The following is a 25,764-nucleotide window of genomic DNA, read 5'->3' on the forward strand; positions in this document are numbered from 1 at the left end:
GGCATGTAGCGCTCATGATCGTCAAGCACCTCTCCTCGCGGACCTACGTGATCGTCTGGCTCGTCCTGATGGCGCTCACGCTGGCCTCGTACCTCCTCTCGCTCGCCCACCTCGGCCGGGCCGACGTCGTCGCGGCGCTGCTCATCGCCACGGCGAAGACGGTGCTCGTGCTCCTCTTCTTCATGCACCTCATCGAGCAGCGCTTCGCGAACACCCTGCCCATGATCGTGGCGGCCCTCCTCCTCGGCCTGCTGCTCACGCTGATGATCGCCGACGTGACGACGCGCGAGACGGTCTCGCGCGGGCCGGTCCCGCCGGCTCCGCCGCCCGAGGCCATCGCCCCGCCCCGGTGATCCGGGGGAAACGCTCTCCGGGCACGGGCGATCACCGCCTGCCGATCGACCTGGCACCTCGCTTGCTCTGTCCAGCGCATAGGGCGCGCAAGGACGGATCTTGCGCCATGTTGTGCCGCAGAAAGGACATAGTGAGTCATGGCCATGCAGAAGAAGCGAAAGGTGCTCCGGGCTCCCTTCATCGTGACCGTCGCCGCGGCGGCCTCGCTCGCGGGCGCCGTGGCCTTGCCGGGGTGCGACCCCACCGTGCAGGGCGGCAGCTGTCCCGAGGAGATGCCGGAAAGGGGATCGAGCTGCGACGCGGACGACCTGTCCTGCGACTACATCGACTCCTGCGACAACCCCATCGACTTCAGGTGCGTGGACGGGGCGTGGCAGGTGGAGGACGAGATGTCCTGCAACCCGCCGCCGCCGGCGTGCCCCGAGGAGATGCCGGCCAACGGGGCTCCCTGCGACGGCGGGATCGGGACCTGCGGCTACGAGATGATAACCGGCTGCGGTCCGATGCCGATCGACGCGGCGTGCGTCCTGGAAGACGACACCTGGCGCTGGCAGGTGCACGAGATCTTCTGCAACCCGCCGCCGCCGGACCAGTGCCTCACGGCCGCCACCGCGAACGAGTGCGCGGGTCTGGGGCCGACATGTCAGTGGCTTGTGCCAGGCTGTGCCGAGGGCTCCGGGACCCCGGCGCTGCCCGCGGTGGGCTGCTTCCCGAGCCTGCCATGCGAGGCCGACGAGGCGTGTCCATCCGGGACGCTCTGTCAGGAGGTCGTCGTCAACCCCTGCGTCGCGTCGTCTCCCGACGGGGCGACCTGCGCCGCGTGCGGGGCGACCGAGCACGTCTGCGTGCCGCCCTCCGCGGCGACCACCGCGTCGAAGTGAGCTCCTCCGCGGCCGGCACTCCCACCTCCCGGCCACCGCGGCGGCGTGAGCCGCTCCGCGGCCGGCGCGCTCCGCCTCCCGTCTTGCCGCCCTCGGACCCCGCGCATAGGGTGACCCCATGACGGACGCCCCCGACGCAAAGCAGGACAGCACCGCGGCCGCGGAGCAGGCGCCGCGCGAGCAGCCGTCCCCCCTCCCTCCCGCGAGCGACGCGGTGCGCGCCGAGTGGGGGCGGCGCGTCGAGGCCGAGTACCGCTCGGCGGCGATCACACAGCACCTCACGCTCTGGCTCATCCAGATGGGCGCGTCGCCGGATCTCATCGACGACGGCCTGCGCATCGTCAAGGACGAGCTCGCCCACGCGCGCCTGAGCCATCGCGTCCACGCCCTCGCGGGCGGCGGGGCCTTGCCGGCGCTGCGCCGCGAGACCCTCGGCCTGAAGAGCAGCGGCGACGAGCCGCTCGAGATGGCTGTCGCCCGGGCGGGCGTCGAGGTGTTCTGTCTCGGAGAGACGGTCGCTGTCCCGCTCTTCAAAGTGCTCCGCGAGGGGTGCACCGTCCGTGTCGCGCGCCGGGCGCTCGACCGCATCCTGCGCGACGAGGTCCGGCACCGCGACTTCGGCTGGACGCTGCTCAGCTACCTGCTCGAGCTGCCGTGCGCGCCGGCGGTGAGGCAGCTTGTCGACCGCGAGCTCCACGCCATGTTCACGCGGCTGCGCAGGAGCTACATGCCTCCCGGCGGCGCGAGGCGCGCGGCGATCTCGGACGACGACCGCGCCTGGGGCCTGATGCCGGTGGCCCGTTATGGCGAGATCCTCGAGCGTGCCATCGAGCGGGACTACGTGCCTCGCTTCGGCGAGCACGGCCTCGACGCGGCCGCCGCGTGGCGCCGCTCGGCGAGCGCGCCCGACAGGGCCGCCGCGCCCCCCTGAGCCGGCCCCGCCCGCCCTCGACACGGCGCCGCGAGGCGGGCCGTCGCCCTTCGGGGGCGGGCCGGGGCTGGCGGTAGGTCAGGCCTTGAAGAGGTCGAACTCGGGGCTGTAGGTCACGACGCCCCGGGCGCGCTCCAGCGCGTGCCCTGCGAGCTCCAGCACCATGAACGCCTCATCGACCGCGTACTCGTTGCCGAGGCCGTACAGGCTGGCCTTCTTGAACCCGAACCGGGCGTAGTACGCCGGCTCGCCGAGCACGACGGCGAACGCATGGCCGGCGTCCCTGCACGCCTCGAGCCCTCGCCGCGCCAGCGCGGAGCCCACGCCGCGACCGTGGAGGTCCGGCAGCACCGCGAGCGGCGCGAGGCCGAGGCCCCCGTCGGGCGCGCCGTCGCCGGCGATCGTCACGGGGCTGAACAGGACATGTCCGACGATGGCACTCTCCATCTCCGCGACCAGCGAGACCGTGGAGCGCCCCGCGTCCCGCAGCCTGTCCACGAGATCCGCCTCGAGCGCCGAAGGAAACGCGGCGATGTGCACGGCGCGGATCCCGGCCTCGTCGCCCGCCCGCTCGGACCGGAGGCTCATCATCGAAGCACCCCGCCAGGACGGCGGTTCCCCGCCGCTTCGCCCGATCCGCCGGGGGCCTCCGGCGCGATCCCTCGCCCGCGGTCAGCGTCAAGCGCCGAGGCGCACCTGGCTGTGACAGACCACGTCCGACCGCGTTCACGCGTGGAGAGCGTCCCGAGGACTCCAGTTCTCCACAGGCGTTCTCCACAGGAAAGCCCCCGGTGCAACAGCTGGATTCTGTCGATTACCATCGCGGCGCGCGCCTCCTCTCGTCATGGCTCCCGCAGAGCCTAGCCGAACCGAGCGCGGACCGGCGAGCCGGCATTCGCTCCGCGCACGCAACAACGCGTAATTGTTACAATTTAAGGCGCAAGAGGCTCCGCCGTCCGACCCTGACAGGTTGGGACAATGTCCGTCCGATCGATCCCTTTCCGGACGGGTCGAAGGTGGCTATCCATGGTAGACATCAAAAACACGGCGCGACGACGTGTCTCTCGCACGGCGCGCGTGAATGGCGCGCCGGAATGCTCCGTTTTGGAGGAGATTTCATGGAACAGATCTCGCTCACGTATTTTGTCGACTTCGTTCTCAAGGCCGGGACGCCCAAGCTGACCGGCGTCAGGGAGTTCAAGGAGCGGAAGGACGAGCTTTACACGGACTTTTACAGGCAGGTCCGCGAGGCGATCGTCGACATGCACAGGAGCGGAAAGCCCACCAGCGTGCTCGACGGCTTCCTCGCCGCCCAGCACGACGAGCGGCGCCGCCGCATCTACCCGTCGGTGGTGAATGGATACCGCAAGTTCCTCGCCTCGACGAAGATGACGTGGTTCGAGCCGCCGGCGTCGACGTACCGCCTCGGCGATCTCGAGATCAACGTCAATCCGGAGCTCGGGCTCCTCATCGATGGGACGCCGCACGTGATCAAGATGTATTTTCGCGGGGAGCCCCTGTCGTCCAAGCGGGTGTCGGTCGTGCTGAATCTCCTCATGAACGGCCTCGCCGAGAGCACGCCGGGCGGCGCCTTCGCGGTGCTCGACGTGCGGAACGCCAAGATTCACACCTTCAAGGTGCCGAACCCGCGGCTCAGCCTGCTGCTCCGCGGCGAGGCGGCCTCCTTCGCCACCATCTACACCGGGCTGTGACGGCCGCGGCGCCGGGCGAGGCGGCGGCGCGCAGCGCGAACGTCGCACCACGTCATCGCTCGGCATCCACCGAGCCCGGGGCGCCCACCGCCGCGCCACCGACGCCGCCGCGCCGCGCGCCCGCCCAGCGCACGAGCCGGCTCAGCGGGCGGACCGGCAGGCGAGCGGCCTCGCGACGACGCCGTGACGCGGCAACGCCGTGACGCGGCAACGCCGTGACGCGGCAACGCCATGACGCGGCGGCGCCGCAACGCCGCGGCACCGTCACGCGGCAGCAGCGGAATGATGCAGCACTGAACCCGCGACGAACGGCGCACAGGCAATCAGCTGTAGGAGATTTACGCCTCTGGCCACATCGCAGCACGCACAAGCAGAGCAAAAATGACCGATCCCGTGAAAGAGAACTACGATCAAGCCGTCAGCTTCAGTTATCCTCAGGCTGCCATGGACCGCCGCGCGCAGATCACTGCAACCCCGCTTCATGTACCCAGCATTCTTGTGGTCCTTGATCCGGCGTGGCCGGCGCTCTTCAGCCTGTGCCTCGCGGTGGCGCCGGGCTGCGGGGTGCTCCTGCACCGCTGCGACGCGGCCACCGCCGCGACGATCGCCGCCGAGCGGCGGCCGCTCGCGATCATCCTGTCCAACAGCGTCTACGCGAAGGAGCCGGCCGAGTTCGACGCGCTCGCCCGCGACGTTCGCTCCACGCTGCTGCGGCTCGACGAGGAGGTCAGCGAGCGAGAGCTGGAGGCGATGCTGAGCGGCGCGCTGCGCGAGACGCGCGAGATGAACGCCCAGCGCGACGCGGGGCGGCGCGACGAGGGCAGCGGGCGCTACACGCTGATCGGCACGCAGCTCAGCGAGGCCGTCGGCGCGAAGGGCGCGGCCCCGCGTGCGGCGCCGAGGCCGGGCGCGAGCGCCGATCCCCGGCTCGCGCAGCGGCACCGCGAGTCGTCGCCGAGCCACAGCACGATGCCGCCGCCGTCGGCGCGCGCCGGCTCCCCGCCCTCGGTCCGGCTGCCGCTGCCGAGCCAGCCGTTCACCCCGGTGCCTCCGTCCAGCGCACCGCCGTCGTTCCGCTCCCCGCCCTCGGTGCGCTCCGCGCAGCCGTCGTCGGCGCGCGCGCAGCCGAGCGCGTACGCCACGGGCATACCTCGCTCGGTCCCACCGCCCGCCTCGCGCCCGCTCTCGGGCCCCCCGCCGGCCCATCCGGCGGTCACCGCCGGCGCCCCGCAGTCGGTCCCGCCCCCGTCGACGCGCGCGGCGGCCGCCTCGGTGCGCGCGGAGCTGCGGTCGAGCCCGCCCCCTCCGATGCGCGCCCAGCCGAACGCGTCGCCGCCGTCGTCGCGCGCGCTGCCGGGGGTCCCGGCGGCGCGGCGGCCGACGCCGATGCCGCCGTCGAGCTCGCAGGCGGGGCCGCCTCCCTCCGCGCGCAGCCTGCCGAGCCCGCCCTCCATGCGCGGCATGGCGAACTCGCCCCCCTCGGTCCGCTCCGGCCCGCCCGGTCGGCTCTCGGGCACCGAGCCCCCGCCGTCGATCCGGACGATGGGTCCGCTGTCGGCGCGCCTGGCCCCGCCGTCCTCGGTTCGCCCCGAGCTGTCGCCGCGCTCGGGCGTGCGGGAGCGGGGCAGCGAGGAGCTCGACGCCGTGTTCGAGGATCAGAAGCTGCCGCTCGACGCGCTCGGCAACCGGGGCGGCACGACGACGCGCTGAAGCGCGGGGGCCTCTGCGGCGCTGTCCGGCGAACGCTGTAGCTCGTCGGACGGCGGCGCCTATCCGCGCGGGCGCGTGACCCACGACACGGCGGAGGCCGCAGCGCGCCCGAGCAGATCGCCGGCGATGTCGCTCAGCGCAGGAGGCGCGGGCGCGCCGAGATCGCGGCCCAGGTCGACGAGGATGCGGTCGACGCACTCCATCGCGCTCGAGGCGGCGAGCTCCATGCCCGCGCCGCGGCCGCCGGCGGCGCCCCCCGCGAGGTAGAGCCCTCGCACGGGCGTGTGCACCGCCGGCCGCGCGCGGCCGACCTGGCCAGGCGTCTGCGCCGTCCCCGCGGCGAGCTCGCCGCCCGGGACGCACGCTCCCCCGCGCCCGTTCCCGGGCGAGCCGTCGACGCCGTCGACGAAGAGCGCCGCGGAGAGCAGGCCGGGCACCGCGCCGACGAGCGCGCGCAAGAGCTCGTCGGTCGTCGCGGCGGGCGCGCCGGGCGAGGCGCCGCCGCTCGCGCCAGACACGGCGCATGCGCAGAGGAGCTCGTGCCCGGGCGGCGCGAGCGACGGATCGAAGCGCGTCGGCGCCAGGCAGTAGAACGGCAAGGCCGGCGCGCCGTCGCCGCCGCCGCCGATGCCGGCGAGCGCGCCCGCCGCGACGAGCCGCTTGCGCAGCCCGATCTTCACCTGGGCCTGCCTCGGCTGCGGCGTCAGCGCGCGGGCGCGCGCCACGTACGCCTCCGGGAAGTGCGGCTCGCCCACGAGGCCCGCGACGGTGGGCAGGAGGCCGGCCGTGCTCACCACGACGCGCGCAGACAGCGTCGTCCCGTCCTCGAGCTCCACGCCGCGCACGCGCCGAGCCTGCACCAGCACGCGGCGCACGGTCGTGCCCGCGAGCACGGCGGCGCCGTGCTCGCGGGCCAGACGGCAGAAGACGTCGGGGACCCGAGCCGCGCCGCCCTCGGGGTAGCTCTGCCGTCCGGAGCGGGCGAGCCGGCGCAAGGAGAAGAGCGCCTCGCCGGCCGACGCCTCGGATCCGGGGAGCAGCAGCGGCAGGCCGAGCAGCCCGCCGAGCCGGGCCGCGGCCGCGGCGCGCGGGAGGAAGCGGGCCGCGTACGCCTCGGCCGTCACGTCATCGCACGCGGCCAGGTCCACGTCGCGCATCGCGGTCGCGTGCGCGAGGAGGCGCGCGGCGCGCGCGGCCTCCAGGGGCGTGAGCTCGAGGGCGCGCGCGAGATCCAGCGCGGAGGCGGCCAGCTGCCGGTGATCCGCCGGGAAGACAACGCGGCCGCCGCGCTCAGCTTCGCGGCCGCCGCGCGCGGGGCCCGCGAAGCTGAGCGCGGCGGGCTCGCTGCTCTGCCGGAAGGCGATCGCGTCGCCCTGGCCCACGCGGCGGAGCACGTCGCCGACGGGGCCCTCTTCGCCGCGGCAGAGCATGTGCGTGCCTGTATCGACACGGAAGCTGTCCCTCTCGTAAGCCGCGGCGGAGCCGCCCAGGCGGCGCTCCTTCTCGGCGAGGAGGGTCGGGATGCCGGCGTGCGCCAGGAGGAGCGCCGCGGCAGCGCCGCCGACACCCGAGCCGATCACCACCGCGCGCAAGGGAACCTCGTCCATGACGTCGTGAGAACATAACGCGGCGAGCCCGTGCGCGGCGTGTCGTGCAGCACCCTCCGTGCGTCGCAGGAATCACGCCACGTGCGCAAGGAGCACCAGAAGCGCAAGGAGCGCTGGGAGCGCAAGCAGCGCCAGGAGCGCAACGAGCGGAGCGGCGGAGCGTAAGCAACGCTGGACGCGCCAGGCGCGCGGCGCCCGCGAGCGGCGACCACGAGCGGCGACCACGAAGCCGCGCGCAGCAGCGCAAGCCAACAAAGCGTCGAGGCGCGCGCCGAGCGTTGACCGTCGAGAACAGCCCCTCGTAGAGTGTAGCCTTGCAGCCGACGTGCCCGCCATGAAGACCTGCCCGCAGTGCCATCAGCGTTATCCGGCCGACAGCGCCTTCTGCTTCATCGACGGCTCGTCGCTCGTCTCCGAGAAGGATCCCCGCATCGGGATGTCGATCGCGGGCCGGTACGTCATCGAGCAGGCGCTCGGGATCGGCGGGATGGCCACGGTCTACCGGGCCTACAACAAGCTCATCGGGACGCCGTGCGCCATCAAGATCCTGAACCGCGAGTTCGCGCAGGACACGACGACGCGGGAGCGCTTCCGGCGCGAGGCGCGGCACGCGCAGCGGCTCGCGCACCCGAACATCATCGAGATCTTCGATCAGGGCGACACCGACGAGGGGCTGCCCTTCCTCGTGATGGAGCTGCTCCAGGGGACGAGCCTCGCCGACGTGGTGGAGCGCAGCCGGGTGCCGCTCGCGCGGGCGCTGCCCATCTGGGTGCAGATGGCGCGCGCCCTCGGCCGAGCGCACGATTTCGACGTCGTGCACCGCGATCTCAAGCCCGAGAACGTGTTCCTGCTGAAAGGCGACTGGGTGAAGCTGCTCGACTTCGGCATCGCCCGGTGCGCGCAGGACGCGCGGCTCACGAACCTCGGCGAAATTTTCGGCACGCCGCAGTACATGGCGCCCGAGCGCAGCACGACGATCGACGCGGGCCCCCCGGCCGACCTCTACTCGCTCGGGGTCATCATGTTCGAGATGATCACGCAGCGGCTGCCGTTCGACGCGCCCGATCCGGCGAGCTGGATCCTGAAGCACATGAACGAGCAGCCGCCGGCCCTCAAGGAGCTCGCCCCGGAGATGCCCGACGCGCTCGACCGGCTGGTCAGCGCCCTGATGGCGAAGGCGCCCTCGGAGCGCCCCGTCGACGCGTACCGCGTGCTCGCGGAGCTCGAGGAGATCGCGGCGGCGAACCGGATCGCGCTCCCCCCGCCGCCCGAGGCGATGCCGCGCGACTCGGCCGTGCGGTCGCGCGGCGCCGGGCGCGATCCCTGGGTCAACCGGCTCGATCTGTTCGAGAAGATGACGGCCCGCGCGTTCGGAGCGTCCGCGCCGGCGGACATCCAGCGGCAGCTCGAGGGGCTGCGCGGCCTCGTGCGGGAGCACGCCGAGCTCCGCTCGAGGGCGCTCGACGAGCAGCGGCGCCTCGAGGGCGTCGCCGAGGAGTGGCGCGACGGCCGGCTGCAGATCGGGCGGGCGATGGACGCGCTCACGGTCGACGCCTCCCTCACGCGCGACGAGGCCCGCTCCTTCCGCGCCAGGGTGGCGCCGCTGAACGCGGCGACGCAGGCGTTCATTCCGGCGGTGCTGAGCGCGCACAAGGAGGCCGTGCGCTGGGAGGGCCGGAGCGGGTTCGCCGAGCCCTACCTCGAGCTCGCCGCCAGCTACCGCCAGCTGGCCGAGCTCGTCGAGGGCTGGTACGCGTCGCGGAAGGCGGATTACGAGGCGGAGAGCGAGGCGATCGCCCGCGAGCACGAGGTGGCCGAGGTGGACGCGCAGATCAAGAAGCTGCGCGAGCGGCTCGAGGAGCTCGATCGGCAGCTCGAGGCGCGGCGCCGGGAGTCCCAGGAGCGCATCGCCGAGATGGGGCGCAGGGCCGATCAGCTCGACGCGGAGCTGCTCCACCTGGCCAGCCGGTTCTGCGCGCCGCTCCGATCGAAGCCGGAGCTCGGCACGCTCTTCGTGGAGCTCGAGCGGCTCGCCGGCTGAGCGCTCGGCTCCGGCGCGCCTCGGACGCGCCGCCCGGCGACGGGCAGGCCGCGGCGTCCGGGCGACGTCGTCCCCACGGAGCCCGTGGATCCGGCGCGGACGCGCCTCGGCCGGGATCGCGCCGGCGTCACAGCAGCCCTCCGTCGCCTGGTTTCACGTCGCGCGCCGGCGCGGTCGCCGCACCTCTTGCGTACTAAGCTACCCTCCGTGACGCCCGCCCCCGCACCAGAACCGCGGCGCCCTCTGCCGCGCGCGCCGGGACGCATGCGCCGCGCCGCGTCCGCGGCGGCGGCAGCGCTCGGGCTGGCTCTGGTGTTCACCGGCGCCGCTGCCGTCGGTGTCGCGCTCCACCTCGACACGCCCGCCGCGCGCCGCGTCGCCCGAGACGCCACGAACCGGCTGCTCGGTTCCCTCTTCCAGGGGCGCATCGTCGCCGACGAGATCGACGCGCTCAGCCTGAACGGCGTGCGGATCCGCTCCGCGGTCGCGCTCGATCCGCGGGGGAACAAGGTGATCCGCGCGGGCGGCATCGAGGCGCGCGCCGACGTGCTCTCGATGCTCCGCGGCGCGCTCCTCGGGACGGGCGCGCTCCGCATCGAGGTCCCGTACATCCGGGTCGAGCAGATGGAGGTGCTGGTCCAGGACAGCGGCGCGGGCGGCGTCACCCTCGGCGAAACGTTCACGCCGCTGCCGCCGAGCCGCCCGCCGTCGCCTTCGCCCGAGGCCCCGCCGCGCGAGGTCGTCGCCGCGCTCTCGCGCATCGAGATCGGGCGCGGGTGGGTCCACGGGCAGCTCGCGCCGCCGCGCGCGCTGGACGCCGACGTCAGCCGGCTCGTCGGGTCGGTGCACATCGGCCCGGAGGGCGTGGCGGTCGACGTGGACCAGACCGGCCTCGTGGATCGCGCCTTCCTGCCCGCCAGGACCGCGGGCACGGCGAACTACCACCTCCGCGCCGGCGAGAAGGTCCGGATGTGGAGCAGCTTCGCCGGTCGGCTCGCCGACGTCGAGGTCACCGCCCGGGCCGTGCTCGACGAGGAGCACCTCGAGGCGCACGCGAGCGTCCCGCGCGCGACGCCGGAGCAGCTCCGGAGCCTCCTGCCGGATCACCCCCTCACCGAGCCGGTGGCCGCGCGCGTCTCGCTGAGCGGCCATCTCCCCCAGCTCGACGTCGCGGCCTCGTTCTCGGCGGACCCTCCCGGCCCGGCGGGGGGCAGCGTCGCCCTCGCGGGGCGGCTCGACGTGACGGGGCCCGTCCGGCTCGACGCCGATGTGCAGGCGCGCGACATCGATCTGCGGGTCTTCGGCGTGCACCTCTCGCCCGCGGCGGCGGGTGGCGAGCGCGGCGCAGCGCCCGCACGGACAGGCGTGGCGCCCATCCGGACAGGCGTGGCGCCCATCCGGACAGGCGTGGCGCCCATCCGGACAGGCGTGGCGCCCATCCGGACAGCAGCCGCCGCGAACGCCGCGCCGGAGAGCGGCCACAAGCCGACGGAGGCGGCACCCTCGATCACCGCCGAGGGCCGGGTGCGCGTCGAGCTCGGCGACGAGCTCCGGCTCGCCGTCGAGGCGCGGACGGAGCCGACCGAGCTGCTCGGGGAGCGGGTGCCGGCGGCGGACGTCCACCTCGTGCTCGACCGCGGCGAGCTCCACATGCACGCGCACCTCCACGAGCCGGGCGCGCCGATCGACGCCACCGTCTCGCTCCTGCCGGGCGGCCAGGGTATCCGCTTCGCGGCGACGGCCGACATCCCGGCCATCGCCGCGGCGCCGCGCCTCGCCGGGCCCGTCGGCGGCGCCGGCCGCGTGCGCGTCGAGGGGAGCCTGCGCGATGGGGCGCTCGACGCGCGGGTCGAGGGCGCGTTCGCCGGGCTCCGGGTCGGTCCGGACGTCGCGCTCGCGAGCGCGCGCTTCGCGGGGCGGGTCTCCGGGCCGGTCGACGCGCTCACGGTGAGCGGCTCGCTCTCCGGCCAGGAGGCGCTCGCCGGCGGGCACACGTTCGACGAGGTCACGGCGCAGATCTCCGGACCGCTCGCCGCGCCGAAGCTCCGCGCGACGGTCACCGACGGAGACGACACCCTGAACGCCTCCGCCCGGCTGAGCTCCGCCACCGGCGCGCTCCGCGACGTCGAGCTCCAGCTGAAGCGCGACGGCGCCGAGGTCGCGGGGAAGATCGCGGCGATCCGCCCCTCGGCCGGCGGGCTCGCCGTCGAGGGGATCGAGCTCGCCTCCGCCGAGCTCGGCTCGCTGAAGGGTCAGCTCGCGGTGCGCGGCGACGACGTGACCGGGCGGCTCCAGGGCAAGGACATCGACGTCGGCCGCCTCGCGCGGATGCTCTGGATCCCGCTCCGCGTGCGCGGGCGCGCGGACGTCGACGTCGCGCTCGACCACGACCGCGAGACCGGGCGCTCGGGCCACGTGCGGCTCGCTCTCACGGGCGGCGAGGTCGCGTTCCTGTCCGGCGTCTCGGCGCAGCTCACGGCGATCTTCGAGCGCGACCAGATCAAGGCCGACGGGCTCGTGCGCCTCGACGCGAGGGCGCCGCAGGCGGCCGGAGGACCGGCGGGGAACGGCGCGGGGAACGGCGCGTGGGACGGCGCGCTGCCGCGGTGCGCCGGCACCCTCGCGAGCGTGCGCTTGTCCGGCGCCGAGGGCACGCTGAAGGGGCCTCTCCTGCGCGCGGAGACGTGGGCCGCTCTGGTCGGGCAGGCCGAGGTCGCCGCGGACGACTGGGACCTCGGGTGCCTCGCGCAGCTCATGCCGATCGGACACATCGTGAGCGAGGTGCGCGGCAAGCTCACGACCCGCTTCCAGGTCTCGCGCGCGCCCGGCGAGCCGTTCCCCTCGCTGCACGACGTGCTCGTGCGGACGCAGGGCCTCGCGCTCGCCGGGCCTCACCGCCTGGGCGCCGAGCGCCCGGCCTGGGAGTCGCGCTTCATCGACGCGCAGCTCAAGGGCTCGCTCGACGGGACGACCGGCAAGGCCGACGCCGCGCTGACCCTGTACGACGGCGGGCTGCTCGCCGACGCCTCCGGCTCGATCGAGCTCGACCTCGCGGCGCTCGCGGGGCCGCCCGCGGACCGGTGGTCGTCGCTCCTGCGCTCGCCCATCGCCGCGCAGGTCTCGCTCCCGCGGCGCGCGATGGACCAGCTCACCACCCTCCCCTCGTTCGTGCGCGACGCGCTCCCGCCGCTCGCCGGCGAGCTGCGGATCGACGCCTACGCCAACGGCACCGTCGCGCGTCCATCCCTGACGGCGCGCACCCTCTGGTGGGGCCTCACGTACGTGCCGCCGGGCGCGAAGGGCGCGACGGATCTCCTGTTCCCCACCGACCTCGACGCGTGGCTCACGTACGACAGCGAGAAGGCCACGCTGGACGCGCACGTCACGCGCGGCGCGGACGAGATCGCGACCGTGCGCGCCGAGGTGATCGCGCCGCTCGACCGCCTGCTCGGGGACGTCCCGGCGCGCGCGCTGAGGGGCGCGCCTCCGCTCCCGGCGTGGACCGGCCGCTTCCGCGCGACGCTGCGCAACGTCCCGCTCGGCGAGATCCCGCTGCTCGGCGACAGCGGCATCGGCGGGCACCTGAGCGGCGAGATCGAGATGCGCGATCTCAACGTCGCGCCGGCGCTCACGGCGCACCTCACGCTGCCGGGCGTCACGATCGGGAGCGATCTCGCCTTCGAGCGCGGCGTGCTGTCGCTGCGGATCGACCCCAGGCGCAGGACGGGGCGCGGGGACCTCCACGTCACCGAGCTCGCGCTCGAGGGCCGGAGCGGCGGCAAGCTCCGGGCGAACGCCTACGCCAGCGTGCGCTTCCGCGACGGCTTCCTCCCGATCCCCGACGGCGAGCGCACCGACCTCGCCATCTCGGCGGAGCGCTTCCGGCTCGCGGCGCTGCAGCCGCTGGTCGGCAGGCTGCTGAGCAAGCTCGACGGCACCCTGGACGGCGACCTGCACGTCGAGCTCGGCGGCGCGTCCGGGGCCGACGGGGGCAGCGTCCGCGCCCAGCTGGAGGTCCGGGACGGGGTCGTGCACATCCCCGAGCTCGGGCAGGAGCTGCGCGACGTGGCCGCCCGCGTCACGGCCGACAGCGGCGTCGTCCGGATCGAGGGGTTCCGCGCGGCGGGCACCACCGGGCAGGCGCAGGGCTGGGCGCTGTTCCGGCTCGACGGGCTCGCGTTGCGCGACGGGGCCGGGGCGCTGACCATCGCCGACGACCAGGCGCTCCCGCTCACGCTCGAGGGGGTGCCGCTCGGGACCGCCTCGGGGACGCTGTCGTTCATCGCCGAGAAGAAGCCGGGCGAGCTCGCGCTCTACGCGACGGTCCCGAGGCTCCGCCTCTCGCTGCCGGCGACGAGCAGCCGCGACGTGCAGCCGCTCGGCGACAACCCCGACATCTCCGTCTCCCACCCGCTCGGGCCGGAGAAGGAGAAGCGCGCGGCGGACGCGCTCCGCTACACGATGACGTTCGACGTGCGCGACGCGGCGGTCAGCGGCGCCGGGCTAAGGCTGCAGCTGAGGAGCGCCGAGGACGCGCCGCCGCGGGTCGTGATCGGCGAGGACGTGGTGGTGTCGGGCGGCATCGAGCTCGCGCGGGGCGAGCTCGAGATCTACGGCAAGGTGTTCGAGATCGAGGGCGGACGCGTGCGCCTGCGCGAGGAGGAGACCTCGAACCCGCACCTGAACGCCACGGCGCACTGGGACGCCCCGGACGGCACGCGCATCCACGTCGCGTTCAACGGCAACCTCCGGCCCATCACCGAGAGGACGCTGCGCTTCACCTCGAGCCCGCCGAGCTCGCAGCAGGACATCCTCGCGCGGCTCCTGTTCGGCGCCGATTTCTCCGGGGGCGCGCAGGCGGCGGGCGCCGAGACGCCCGCGCGGCTGGCCGCGGGCCGCATGGTCGCGTCGGTCGGCGGCGAGCTCGCGGCGGCGCAGTTCAACGCGCTGCTGAGCGGCATCGCGCCGCTGCGCGGGCTGTCGACGCGGTTCGGGACGACCTCGGACGGGACGCTGCGGACGAGCCTCATCTACCGGCTGAACGACGACCTGACGGCGAAGGCCACCTTCCAGGAAGGCGCGCTGCAGGGCTCCTCGACGAGCGAGGGCGGGCCGAACCCCGGGGGGATGGCGAGCGAGCGCGGCACGCGGACCGAGGTCACCATCGACTGGCGCTTCGACGAGCACTGGACGCTCCGCGGCACGGTGGGCGTCGACGCGCGCCAGACGACCTCGGGCATGCTCGACCTGCTCTGGCAGTACCGGTACTGAGCGGCGCGAGCGGGCGGAGCGGACGCGAAGCGGACGCGGGGGTTCGGGGCGGAGCCCCGAGGAAACAAAACTAGGGCCGCCCGCGCGAAGCCGCCGCGAAGCGGCGCCGAAGTCCGGCCATCCTTGGCCGGACTTCGGGCGGGCGGAGCTAGCTTGCGGCCCGCGCGGGCAGCCGGATCTCGCGCCCGCTGACGCAGAGCGTGGGCGGCTCGGCTTCGACGAGCAGCGGGGCGAGCTGCGACTGCGCGTGGCGCGAGAAGCGCGCATCGAGCGCGCCGCCGCGGGCGCGCGCGTACACGACGCCGTCGTCGCCGAGGGAGAGCGTCGCCGGATCGAGCGGCTCCTCGGTGCCGTCGAAGAGGAGCAGCGTGACCGCGCCGCCGTCGCCGATCCGGAGCGCGTCGACGAAGAGCGGGGCGTCGTCGGCCTGGAAGTAGCACCAGTCGTAGCCGTTCGTGAGGATCGGACGGCCGTCGTCCGGGTGCCGCGCGATCCACGACCTGAGCCCGCGCTCGAGCGCCGGGTGGTCGACGCGGGCGCCGTCGTGCCAGAAGCGGCCCTCGCGATCGAGCCGGATCGAGCTCTCGCGGGACGTCCCTGGGGGCGGCGCGAACCGGAAGAAGTCAGGATGGTCGCCGGGCTTCATGGGTCACCTCGCAGGAGAGATGCGCCCCGGCGCGGCGCCGCGCAAGCCGCGCGCGCCGGGGAGTACTATAGCGAGCCCATGCGATCCCAGACGGACGAGGCCGTGGCCGACGAGCACCTGCGCGCGACGCGGGCGTACTACGACGAGTTCTCCGCGCGCTACGAGGCCCGGCGCGGGGGGCGCGATCGCGGGGGCTACCACGACCTAGTCGACGCGCTCGAGGTCGACTTCGTGCGGCGCTTCGGCGAGGGCCGCGACGTGCTCGAGGTGGGGTGCGGCACCGGGCTCCTGCTCGCGCGGATCGGCGCGTTCGCGCGCTCTGCGCGCGGGGTCGACCTCTCGCCCGGCATGCTCGAGCGCGCCCGCGAGCGCGGGCTCGACGTCGTCGAGGGGAGCGCGACCACCCTGCCGTTCGCCGACGAGAGCTTCGACGTCGCCTGCTCGTTCAAGGTGCTCGCCCACGTCGAGGACGTGCGCCGCGCGCTGTCCGAGATGGCGCGCGTGGTGCGGCCCGGCGGGCACGTGATCGCCGAGTTCTACAACCCTCTCAGCCTGCGCGGGCTCGTGAAGAAGCTCGGCCCGGCGGGCGCCATCAGCGACAGGACCCGGGAGAGCGCCGTCTTCACGCGCTTCGACGCGCCGCGCGCCGCCGCCGCCCTGATGCCCGGGAGCGTGCGCGTCGTCGCCTCGCGCGGCGTGCGCATCGTGACGCCGTTCGCGGCCGCGATGCGGGTGCCCGGCCTCGGGCGGCTCCTGCACCGGGCGGAGTGGGCGCTGTGCGACACGCCGCTCGCGCAGCTCGGCGGGTTCTGGATCGCCGCCGCGCAGAAGGCGTGAGCCGCGCGGCGGCCCCGGTCAGAACCGGCCGAGGAGCCCCCCGTAGAGGCCGCCGGGGAGCACCGAGATCGTCGGCGCGGCGCTGAAGCTCGGGGGCGGCGGCGGCACGCGGCGCGTGCGGAAGGACACCCTCTCCGGGACGAACGTGATCTGCGCGTGGGCGATCCCGGCCGCGACGAGCGTCGCGAACGCCCCGAAGGCCACGCGGTTGACGGCGGCCGCGGTGTCGATCCGGCGGTTCAGCGCGTCGATGTCGACGCTCTGCGCGGGCCTGCCCGGCGTCGAGGGCCTCGGCGTGACGTCGACGTTCTCGTAGCTGGACAGCGCCAGCGCCGACACGATCGAGGTCCCGCCGGCGACGGCCTGGCTGACCAGGAAGAACCAGCCGATCCCCTCGTCGCCGTTCTGGAACTGCCCCACCCCGAAGGGCAGCATCGCGGTCCATCGGGAGTTCCTCTCCACGACCCGCTCGCGCCCGGCGAGGCGGCGGAGCTCGGCGACCCAGCGGCGCTCGTCCTCGCGGCCCCGCTCGATCCGCAGCCGCTCCGCGCGCTGCACCTCGGCCTTCTGCCGCGTCATCTCCTCGATCCGCGCCCGGATGCGCGCCCGGACCGCGGTGAACCGATCGATGACCTCGGGCTGGAACACCGCCGGGTTCGGCGAGTACACCGGGTTGTCGAGGAGGATCTGCTCGATGTACGCGTCCGCCGCGCCCGTGCGCCGCAGCGCCACGAGCGCCGCGACGGCGAGGCCGCGCGCCCGCTCGATCAGGACGGGATCCGAGATCCGGCACGGCTTGCCCTCCACCTCGGTCGCGCCGCGCTCGCAGGGCGCGTTCGCGGGGTCGAGCATCGCCGCGAAGCGGTCCACGGCCTCCTCGTAGTGCCCGGCGTCGAAGCGCGTCTTGGCGAGCTCGAGCTGCTGCATGTCGTCGGCGCGCGCCGGGCCCGTGAAGAGCAGCGCGAGGGCGCCCACCGCGGCCGCAAAGAGCCGTTGCGGCGCGAGCAGGGCGCGGCTGCTCCCGACCGATGGGAAGCGAGCGCCGGGAGACTTCCCGCCTGGAGTTCGCGCAGCCATGCGGAGGGGTGCGCCGTGATGTAGCGGAGTTTGGCCGGGGATGCTGAGATTTCAGGCGCCGACGCCTTGATTCTGTCGATGCCGTCAGCCGGACGGCCAGGAAACGGTGTTCGATTCGCCGGCCACGAGCGTCACGTTGCCGACGCGCGGCGCCGCGTCCGGCGTCGCGGGCGTGAAGATGCAGCGCCCGCTCCAGGACACGTCGCTCAAGGTCACCGTCTGCGGGGTGCCCGCGTAGCCGATCACGCCGATCTGCGGGCACGCGTACTGCGCGCTCGGCGGCGCGCCGCTCAGGACGACCGTGCTGGGCAGGATCTCCAGCTTGTGCACGATCCGCTGCGGCGCGGTGACGCCGGGCTTGGGCGCGACGACCGAGATGACGCCCGAGTACGACTTGCAGCACCGCGAGCCGGGCACGCTGATGTGGATGCTGTGCGCGCCGACCTTGAGGGGCGTGACCTTGTTCGCGCCGAACCAGCGGATCTCGACGCCATCGAGCACCACCTTGGCGCCGCTCGGGACGATCTGGAAGACGACGTCGCGGACCGCCGGGACCTCGCCCTGAGGCGCGGCCGTCGGCGCGATCGACGAAGGCTGAGGCCGCCGGCGGGGCCGCGGCGCGATCGCGAGCTCCGTCGCGCTGGGCGCGACCGCGCGCAGGTTCGGCGGCGGGATCAGGGCCTCGAGGGGCGCCGGCCGCAGCGGCTCGGCCGCGGCGGGCGCGTCCCCCTCCGGCGACGGCGGGGGCTCGCGGAGCGCGCGGGCGACACCGAACGCGGCGACGCCGAGCGCCGCCGACCCGAGCGCGACGAGCAGCGCGCGCCGCGCGAGCTGCCTCCGGCTGCGGCTCGCGTTCAGCTTCGCGATCCGCTTGAGGATGCTCAGATCGCTCGGCGCGAGGGCGAGGGCCCGGTTGTAGTCGGCGGCCGCGCCCGGCACGTCGCCGCGCTTGCGGCCGGCCTCCGCGCGCGCCACGAGGCGCGGGACGAGCCGCGCGACGTGCCGCTCGGTGTAACCCGCCGGGTCGGCGAAATAGGCGGCGAGCTCGACGCGGGGCTCCGCGATGCCGAGCTCGGTCAGCTCGGCCCGGATCAGCTCGGCGAGCGCGCGCGGGCTCGCCGCGCGGGCCGCGATGTCGTGCGCCAGGGCGCTCGCGACGATCCGGCTCCAGCGCGCGCCCACGGCGGGCCGCTCGCGCTCGGCCTCCGGGTAGGCCCCCTCGAGCACCTTGCGGAGCACCTGCGCCGGGTTCTTGCCCTCGAACGGCAGGTGCCCGACGAGGCACTCGTAGAAGAGCACCCCGAGCGCGAAGACGTCGGTGCGCGCGTCGACCTCGCCCCCCTCGATCTGCTCCGGCGCCATGTGCGCCGGCGAGCCGAGCACCTGCCCGGTCGACGTGACGCCCTGGGCGTCGAGGATCTTGGCGATGCCGAAGTCGGTGAGCTTGATGACCACGCTCGCGCCGTCCCAGCTGACGCCGGGGCGGTCGGATGGCAGCTCGACGAGCACGTTCTCCGGCTTCACGTCGCGGTGGATGATCCCGGACGCGTGCGCGTGCTCCAGCGCGTCGCAGAGCTCGAGCGCCATGGCGGCGCCGATCTCGGCCGGCATGTCGGGGTGGGAGCCCAGGATCTTGCGCAGCGTGGAGCCGCGGAGCAGCTCGACCACGAGGTAGCGCTCACGGTCCTGCTCGCTCGAGACGTCGTACACCTCGACGATGCCGTGGTGGCGCAGCTTCGCCGCTGCGCGCGCCTCGGCGACGAAGCGGGTGCCGACCTCGGCGTTCTCGCGGAGGTGCTTGTGGATGATCTTGACTGCGACCTCGCGGCGGAGCCGCGGGTCGCGGGCGCGGTAGACCGTGGCCATGCCGCCATGGCCGATCTCCTCGATCAGCTCGTATTTCTCGAGCTTCGGGAGGCCTTCTGCGCCCGCGTGTCTGGAGAGGGATTCCTGCTCGCCCGTCGAGCCCCTATCGCGGGCGGGCAGGCTCATTCAACAACCTTCACCCGAATCGTGTTGGTCGACCCCGAGACGCCGACAGGAGCACCGAAGATGGTGACGAGCTTGTCGCCCGGCGAGACGACGCCGTTCGCGAGCAGCTGACCGGTGGCGCGCTCCACCATCTCATCCGAGTTCCGGAGCGCGTCGACGGGGAACGGCACCACGCCCCAGAGCAGCGCGAGCCGCCGGCGCGTCGTGTCGTTCGGCGAGAAGGCGACGATCGGCACCACGGGGCGCGCCTTCGACGCGTACCGCGCGGTGAGGCCGCTCTCGGTGAACGCGATGATGAGCTTCGCCCCGATGTCCCGCGCGATGTCGCACGCGGCGCGCGCGGTCGCCTCGGGGACGTTCGCGCGCTGGCCGGGCTGCTCGCTCGAGAGATAGCGATAGAACGAGCTCTGCTCGGCCTCGGTGACGATGCGGGCCATCATCCGCACGACGAGCGGCGGGTGAGCGCCGGTCGCGGTCTCCTGCGAGAGCATGACCGCGTCGGTGCCCTCGAAGACGGCCGTCGCCACGTCGCTCGCCTCGGCGCGCGTCGGGCGCGTCGCGGTCACCATCGACTGGAGCATCTCGGTCGCGACGATGACCGGCTTCTGGTGCACGCGGGCGAGCCCGAGGATCTCGCGCTGGATGATCGGCACCCGCTCCGGGTTGAACTCCACGCCGAGATCGCCGCGCGCCACCATGACCCCGTCCGAGGCGAGGATGATCGACTCGAGGTTGTCGATGGCGCCTGGCGTCTCGATCTTGGACACGATCGGCGTCGGGCGGCCCCAGGCGTCGCAGATGTCGCGGACGTGCCGGACCTCGTCCGCGTTGCGCACGAACGAGAGGGCGACGTAATCGACCCCCTGCGCGAGGCCGAAGCTCAGGTCGGCCTTGTCCTTCTCGGTGAGGGCCGAGATGCGCACGCGCCTGGCGGGCAGGTGGACGCCGACGCGATCGCGCAAGCGTCCGCCCTGCGTCACGCCGGCGTGGACGCGCTCGCCGTCGACCTTTGTGACGGTGACCACGACACGGCCGTCGTCGATCAGGACGACGTCGCCCGGCTGCAGGTCGGAGGCGAGCCCCTCGTAGAGGATCGGGATCTCGCCCGGCGTGGCGACAGGGCTGTCCCTGTTCGCCTCGATCAGCGTGACGGAAGCCCCGTCAGCCACCTCGAAGGTGTTGCCGGGGAAGCGACCGGCTCGAATCTTCGGGCCGCAGAGATCCTGCAGGATCGCCACTGGCTTTCCGCAGGCCTCCGCAGCCGCGCGGACCGTGGCAATTGCCTTGCCGTGATCCTCATGCGAGCCGTGAGAGAAGTTGAGTCGAGCGACATCCATACCGGCGCGGATCAGCTGCTCCAGCGTCGTTTGAGAGTCACACGAAGGACCAATGGTACAGACGATTTTCGCTCTGCGTACGAGCACGGGCGGAGCATGCCACGAGCAGGGGTCGCGACACTACCCTGATTGTGAAGGAGCCATGCTGACTTCACCGGATTCCAACAAAGCGGCCGGGGCGACGGGCCCGGACGCCGCGCGCGCGTCGACGCAGCGGCCGAGCGCGCCGGCCCGCGGCGGACAGCGATCGCCGCGCGAAGCCGCGGATCGCTGGGAAACAGATGATTTTTGTGAGGAGCGTGAGCGTCGGGGAGGCCGGCGCGCGCCGCAGCGCGGCATGGCCTCCCCGTCTGCGGTCGCGTGACTAGGAGCGTCGCTCGCGGCGCTCGCGCGGCGGTCCGCCTCGATCGCGATCCATGCCGGGCCGCGATCCGCGGTCGCCGCCGCGCCCTCCGCCCGGACCATCGCGCCGCGGCGGCGGGCCGGCGTCGCGCGCCTGCGCCATGCGCTCGCGCGCCCGATCGCCCTCCTCGCCCTCCGGCAGCGGCAACAGCTCGCGCCGGCTCAGCCGGATCTTGCCGTCGCGATCGACGCTCAGCACCTTCACGTCGATCGAGTCGCCCTCCTTGAGGACGTCCTCGACGCGCTCGACGCGCGTGTGGGCCATCTCCGAGATGTGCAGCAAGCCGTCGGTGTTCGGGAGGATCTCGACGAAGGCGCCGAAGTCGGTGATGCGCTTGACCGTCCCCGCGTAGGTCGTCCCGACCTCGGGCTCGGCCGTCAGCCCCTTGATGATGTCGAGCGCCCTCTTCACCGCGTCGGAGTCGGCCGACGCGACGTTCACCGTGCCGTCGTCCTCGACGTCGATCGCGACGCCGGTCTGGTCGACGATGCCCTTGATGGTCTTGCCGCCGGGGCCGATGATGAGCCGGATCTGGTCGGGCTTCACGCGCACCGTGGTGATCCGCGGCGCGTACTGGCTGAGCTCGGGCCGCGTGGTCGCCAGCGTCTCGAGCATCTTGTTCAGGATGTGGATCCGCCCCTCGCGCGCCTGATCCAGCGCCTGCATCAGGATGTTCCGGCTCAGGCCGGCGATCTTGATGTCCATCTGGATCGCGGTCACGCCGCGCGCGGTGCCGCAGACCTTGAAGTCCATGTCGCCGAGGTGGTCCTCGTCGCCGAGGATGTCCGAGAGCACCGCGTAGCGCTGGTCCTCCATGATGAGCCCCATCGCGATGCCGGCGACCGGCGACTTGATCGGCACGCCCGCGTCCATCAGCGAGAGGCACCCGCCGCAGACCGCCGCCATCGACGACGAGCCGTTCGACTCGAGCGTCTCCGACACGATCCGGATCGTGTAGGGGAACTGATCCGGCGCCGGGATCATCCGCAAGAGCGCGCGCTCGGCGAGCGCGCCGTGGCCGATCTCGCGCCGGCCGGGGCCGCGCATCGGCTTCGTCTCGCCGGTCGAGAAGGGCGGGAAGTTGTAGTGGAGGTAGAAGCGCTTCCACGTCTCCCCCATCAGGCCGTCGATCTTCTGCTCGTCGGTCGAGGTGCCGAGCGTCGTCGTGACGATCGCCTGCGTCTCGCCGCGCTGGAACAGGGCGCTGCCGTGCACGCGCGGGAGCAGGCCCACCTCGCACATGATCGGCCGGATGCTCTTGCCGTCGCGCCCGTCGATGCGCCGGCCCTCCTCGATGACGTAGGTGCGGACGACGTGCGCCTTGCGCTCCTCGAACTCGGCCTTCACGAGCCCCTGGAGGGGCAGGAGCTTCTCGGCGCCGAGCTCGGCGGCCAGGGTCTCGGTCATCTTCTTCTTGAGCGAGCTGTAGCCCTCGTAGCGCGCCTTCTTGTCGGTCACCCGCGTCGCGGCCTTGAGATCGCCGTCGACGAGCTCGGCGACGCGCCGCTTGATCTCCGCCGGGAGCTGAGGGGCGACGAACTCGCGCTTCGGTTTGCCCACCGCGGCGCGCATCTTCTCGATGAGATCGATGACCGGCTGCGCCGTCTCGTGCGCGAACATCAGCGCGTCGATGATCTCGGCCTCGGTCGCCTCCGCGGCGCCGCCCTCGACCATCACGATCGCGTCGCGCGAGCACGCGACGACGAGATCGATGTCGCACTTCTCGATGTCGGCGGCCGTCGGGTACGCGACGAACTCGCCCTCGAGCCGGCCCACGCGCACGCCCACGATCGGCCCCTGCCAGGGGACGTCCGAGATGTGCAGCGCGGCGCTCGCGCCCGTCAGGGCGAGGACGTCCGCCTTGTTCTGCTTGTCGCTGGAGAGGACGGTCGCGATGATCTGCGTGTCCCGCTTGAAGCCCTCCGGGAAGAGCGGGCGGAGCGGGCGATCCATGAGGCGGCACGTGAGGATCTCCTCCTCGCGCTGGCGCGCCTCGCGCTTGAAGAACCCGCCGGGGATCTTGCCGGCGGCGTACGTCTTCTCGACGAACTCGCAGGTGAGGGGGAAGAAGTCGAGGCCCGGCCGCTCGTCCTGCGAGACAACGGTCACGAGCACCATGGTGTCGCCGTAGGTGACGAGCACGGCCCCGTGGGCCTGCTTCGCCAGGCGGCCGGTCTCGAGGGTGAGGGCACGGCCGCCCACCATGACGGATTCACGAACAAACATTGGAATTTCAGCTCTCTCTCGCGATCGCGAGGGCCGCTGCGTGCGGCGCTACGCCGAGCGCGAGGGGCTGCTCTTCTTCCTCGGTCCCTGCGCAGGAGCCGAGCTGCTGCGCACGAAGCGAAGACGAAGACGCGCGGAGCCCGCGCTCGGAAACAGCGAGGCCTATCGCCCCGCCGGTCCGTGGTCAATGAATGACCTCCTTAGAGCGTTCGCTCCCCTCTCGCCAGCGCAAAAAGCAGGCGTTCAGGGGTGCGTGCCGCAAACCTCCCGAACGGAAGGGGCCGAAACGCCGGCCCGTCGTCCGTGGCGCGTCGATGGATCGATGGAGATCGCGGAGTGGAAGGGAGCTGCGCGGCGGAACGGACCACCCCGGCGGGCTGTCGCCAGGGCTCGTCGTCTGCTCGCTCTCACGTGGGGTCACGCGGGCGCGGCGGGTCGAGCGCCCGCTCGGGCGCGCCACGCGGGCGCTCGAGGCGCCCGCGGGCCGGCGCGATCCGCGCGGAAATCGGCTACTTGCGGAGGTTGAGGCGGCCGATGAGGGTGCGGTAGCGCTCGACGTCGATGCGCTTCAGGTAGTCGAGCTGCCTGCGGCGCTGGCTCACCAGCTTCAGCAGACCCCGGCGCGAGTGGTGGTCCTTCTGGTGCGTGCGGAAGTGATCCTGCAGCTGGTTGATCCGCTCGCTGAGGAGCGCGATCTGGACCTCGGGGGACCCGGTGTCGCCCTCGTGAACCGCGTACTTCTGAATGATATCCGTCTTCTGAATCGAGTGCAGCATGCTGGCTCTCCATGGCCTTGCCGGTGCGCTGCCGAGCGTCCGGGCCGGGGCGTCTTACAACGCCGGCGACTGGCCAAGCGACGCCTGAAGGTGAGCCCCGCGCCCGTAGCGGCGCGAGCCCACGAAGTTCAGGCCAGTGAGCTGAGGAGCGCGCGAGTATACGCAGACGCCTCGCTCCGTCAACGCGGTCGACATGGGCGCGCGATTTGTCACCCCCAGAACGGCCGATTGGCTACCCTCGGTCAGCGATGCCCGGCACCCTCCGGCCCCCTGACGACGCTCCCCGACTACAGTCGGACCCTTCCCGACCCCAGTCGGACGCACGCGGCCCCCGATCGCAGTCGGACGCACGCGCGTCGCAGTCGGACCTTCATATCGCGAACGCGATGACGAGCCTGTCCACCTCCGCCACCGCGCTCCCGGCCTCCGGGAGCGACAACGCGACCCCCAAGGTCTGCCCCACCTGCGGGGTGCGCTACCCGGCCGAGTTCAGGGTCTGCCCGCGGGACGCCGCGACGCTCGACGAGTCGGAGGACGACGCGCTCCGCGACGACCTCGTCGGCAAGACGATCAACGAGACGTACACGGTCGTGCGCGTCGTCGGCGAGGGCGGCATGGGGCGCGTCTACGAGGCGCGCCACACCCGGATCTCGAGCAAGCGCTTCGCCATCAAGATGCTGCACCCGGAGTTCGCGCGGCAACCGCAGGTGATCTCGCGGTTCCAGCGCGAGGCCGAGGCCGCGGCCGCGGTGCAGAGCCCGTACGTCGTCACCGTCTTCGACGTCCACCGCACCGCGGAGGGGCGGCCGTTCCTCGTCAACGAGTTCCTCGAAGGCAGGGAGCTCGCCGACTACCTCAATGATGTCGGCAAGATGAAGATCGGCCCCGCCGTGCGCATCGTCCGGCAGATCTGCAAGGCGCTCACCGCCGCCCACGCGAAGGGCGTGGTGCACCGCGACATGAAGCCGGAGAACGTGTTCCTCACCGGCGACCTCACGATGCCCACGGCCAAGGTGATCGACTTCGGCATCTCCAAGGTCGACGACGCGCCGGGCGCCGCGCTCACGCAGACCGGCATGATCATGGGCACGCCGTCGTACATGGCCCCGGAGCAGGCCCGCGGCGAGCGCGTCGATCATCGGGCGGACATCTACGCCGTCGGCGCGATCCTCTACTGCGCCCTCACCGGCAGCCGGCCGTTCGACCGCAACGACCCGACCGCGACGCTGACCGCGGTGCTCACCGAGGACCCGCCGCGCCCGCGCTCGCTCGAGCCGAGCATCCCCGAGCCGCTGGAGATGATCATCCAGCGGGCCATGGCGAAGGAGCCCATCCATCGGTACCAGACGATGGAGGAGTTCGACGCGGAGCTCGCGCTCTACGACAGCAACGAGACCGAGCCGAAGGAGCTGAGCTCCTCCGGCGTCCAGCCCGGGCCGCGCAACTCGCTGCCGTCGGCGCCGCGCGCCGCGCCGACGATGACGATGCAGCTCCGCCAGGCGCAGCAGGTGAGCATGGCGAGGCCGCTCATCCTGCTGCTGTCGGTGCTCGGCATCTTCTGGGTCGCCGGCGGCCTCATCACGCTGGTCACCGCGATCATCCGCCTCTCGCGCGGCGGCACCGTGACCGACAACCTGACGGGCCTCGAGGCGGTCCTGCTCGCGTTCGGCATCGGCTTCGCGCTGATCACCCCCGCGCTGATCGGCGCGCGCCACGTGCGCCGGAGCGTGTGGAACAACAGCATGAGGGCGGTCGATCTGGCCGACAACCTCCGCCGGCCGATCGTGGTCGGGCTGTGCGCGTACGGCTTCGCGTCGCTGCTCGTGCGGGTCGTCGAGGCCGTCGTCCTCCGGCGCGCGGCCGGCGTCGCGTGGCCCATGTGGGACGTCGTGCTGTTCGCGATCGGCGCGGTCGGCGCCGCCGGCGCGTACCTGCTGCTCCGCAGCGAGAGCCGCTAGCGCCG

At 73.2% G+C, this 25,764-nt stretch carries 17 protein-coding genes; 9 read left to right on the plus strand and 8 right to left on the minus strand.

The features are described from left to right. Positions 1-14 precede the first annotated feature (14 nt). The 3 genes from WMF28_RS22720 (at position 15) to WMF28_RS22730 (ending at position 2,166) form a co-directional block, all read left to right on the plus strand. Positions 15-353 (plus strand): cytochrome C oxidase subunit IV family protein, encoded by a 339-nt coding sequence (locus tag WMF28_RS22720; protein ID WP_437595334.1) that lies wholly within the window; start codon positions 15-17, stop codon positions 351-353. A gap of 144 nt (positions 354-497) precedes the next feature. Continuing rightward, positions 498-1,235, plus strand: a complete 738-nt coding sequence (locus WMF28_RS22725; protein ID WP_437595335.1) for a hypothetical protein — start codon at positions 498-500, stop codon at positions 1,233-1,235. 118 nt (positions 1,236-1,353) lie between these two features. Then, complete coding sequence (locus WMF28_RS22730; protein ID WP_437595336.1) at positions 1,354-2,166, plus strand: ferritin-like domain-containing protein; 813 nt, start codon at positions 1,354-1,356, stop codon at positions 2,164-2,166. A gap of 78 nt (positions 2,167-2,244) precedes the next feature. On the opposite strand, the gene WMF28_RS22735 is transcribed toward WMF28_RS22730, so the two are convergent. After that, complete coding sequence (locus tag WMF28_RS22735) at positions 2,245-2,757, minus strand: GNAT family N-acetyltransferase (protein WP_437595337.1); 513 nt, start codon at positions 2,755-2,757, stop codon at positions 2,245-2,247. 527 nt (positions 2,758-3,284) lie between these two features. Between WMF28_RS22735 and WMF28_RS22740 the strand changes: the two genes are divergently transcribed. After that, on the plus strand, positions 3,285-3,878 hold the full coding sequence (locus tag WMF28_RS22740) for a hypothetical protein (protein ID WP_437595338.1): 594 nt from the start codon (positions 3,285-3,287) through the stop codon (positions 3,876-3,878). A gap of 498 nt (positions 3,879-4,376) precedes the next feature. Continuing rightward, complete coding sequence (locus tag WMF28_RS22745; protein WP_437595339.1) at positions 4,377-5,588, plus strand: hypothetical protein; 1,212 nt, start codon at positions 4,377-4,379, stop codon at positions 5,586-5,588. A 59-nt stretch (positions 5,589-5,647) separates the two neighbouring features. Here WMF28_RS22745 and WMF28_RS22750 read toward each other — a convergent pair whose 3' ends face one another. After that, positions 5,648-7,195, minus strand: coding sequence for a phytoene desaturase family protein (locus WMF28_RS22750; RefSeq protein ID WP_437595340.1), 1,548 nt, complete (start codon positions 7,193-7,195; stop codon positions 5,648-5,650). Positions 7,196-7,529: 334 nt separating this feature from the next. Here WMF28_RS22750 and WMF28_RS22755 point away from each other — a divergent pair, with 334 nt between their 5' ends. Together WMF28_RS22755 and WMF28_RS22760 are read left to right on the plus strand one after the other, a co-directional pair. Then, positions 7,530-9,236: a protein kinase domain-containing protein gene (locus WMF28_RS22755; RefSeq protein ID WP_437595341.1), complete on the plus strand. Its 1,707-nt coding sequence runs from the start codon at positions 7,530-7,532 to the stop codon at positions 9,234-9,236. A 264-nt stretch (positions 9,237-9,500) separates the two neighbouring features. Continuing rightward, positions 9,501-14,507, plus strand: coding sequence for a translocation/assembly module TamB domain-containing protein (locus WMF28_RS22760; RefSeq protein ID WP_437595343.1), 5,007 nt, complete (start codon positions 9,501-9,503; stop codon positions 14,505-14,507). A 148-nt stretch (positions 14,508-14,655) separates the two neighbouring features. Here the strand turns inward: WMF28_RS22760 and WMF28_RS22765 are convergent, their stop codons facing one another. After that, a complete protein-coding gene (locus tag WMF28_RS22765) occupies positions 14,656-15,153 on the minus strand; it encodes a hypothetical protein (RefSeq protein ID WP_437573098.1) in 498 nt (165 codons plus the stop codon). A 78-nt stretch (positions 15,154-15,231) separates the two neighbouring features. Here WMF28_RS22765 and WMF28_RS22770 point away from each other — a divergent pair, with 78 nt between their 5' ends. Beyond that, on the plus strand, positions 15,232-15,990 hold the full coding sequence (locus WMF28_RS22770; protein ID WP_437595344.1) for a class I SAM-dependent methyltransferase: 759 nt from the start codon (positions 15,232-15,234) through the stop codon (positions 15,988-15,990). 18 nt (positions 15,991-16,008) lie between these two features. Here WMF28_RS22770 and WMF28_RS22775 read toward each other — a convergent pair whose 3' ends face one another. The 5 genes from WMF28_RS22775 to rpsO all read right to left on the minus strand — a co-directional run bounded on the left by WMF28_RS22775 (position 16,009) and on the right by rpsO (position 23,801). Beyond that, complete coding sequence (locus tag WMF28_RS22775; RefSeq protein WP_437595345.1) at positions 16,009-17,067, minus strand: hypothetical protein; 1,059 nt, start codon at positions 17,065-17,067, stop codon at positions 16,009-16,011. Between the two features lie 84 nt (positions 17,068-17,151). Continuing rightward, positions 17,152-19,059, minus strand: a complete 1,908-nt coding sequence (locus WMF28_RS22780; protein WP_437595347.1) for a protein kinase domain-containing protein — start codon at positions 19,057-19,059, stop codon at positions 17,152-17,154. Next, positions 19,056-20,483, minus strand: a complete 1,428-nt coding sequence (gene pyk, locus WMF28_RS22785) for a pyruvate kinase (protein ID WP_437595349.1) — start codon at positions 20,481-20,483, stop codon at positions 19,056-19,058. Before pyk ends, WMF28_RS22780 begins: the two co-directional genes overlap by 4 nt. A 277-nt stretch (positions 20,484-20,760) precedes the next feature. Next, a complete protein-coding gene (gene pnp, locus WMF28_RS22790; RefSeq protein WP_437595350.1) occupies positions 20,761-23,025 on the minus strand; it encodes a polyribonucleotide nucleotidyltransferase in 2,265 nt (754 codons plus the stop codon). Positions 23,026-23,534: 509 nt separating this feature from the next. After that, entirely contained in the window at positions 23,535-23,801 is a 267-nt protein-coding gene (gene rpsO, locus WMF28_RS22795) for a 30S ribosomal protein S15 (protein ID WP_437595351.1), read from the minus strand. A 386-nt stretch (positions 23,802-24,187) separates the two neighbouring features. On the opposite strand from rpsO, the gene WMF28_RS22800 reads away from it, so the two are divergent. After that, positions 24,188-25,759, plus strand: coding sequence for a serine/threonine-protein kinase (locus WMF28_RS22800; RefSeq protein ID WP_437595352.1), 1,572 nt, complete (start codon positions 24,188-24,190; stop codon positions 25,757-25,759). Positions 25,760-25,764 lie beyond the last annotated feature (5 nt).

Origin of the sequence: Sorangium sp. So ce590 (assembly GCF_051521365.1) — a bacterium.
In the GTDB taxonomy this organism is placed as follows: domain Bacteria; phylum Myxococcota_A; class Polyangia; order Polyangiales; family Polyangiaceae; genus Sorangium.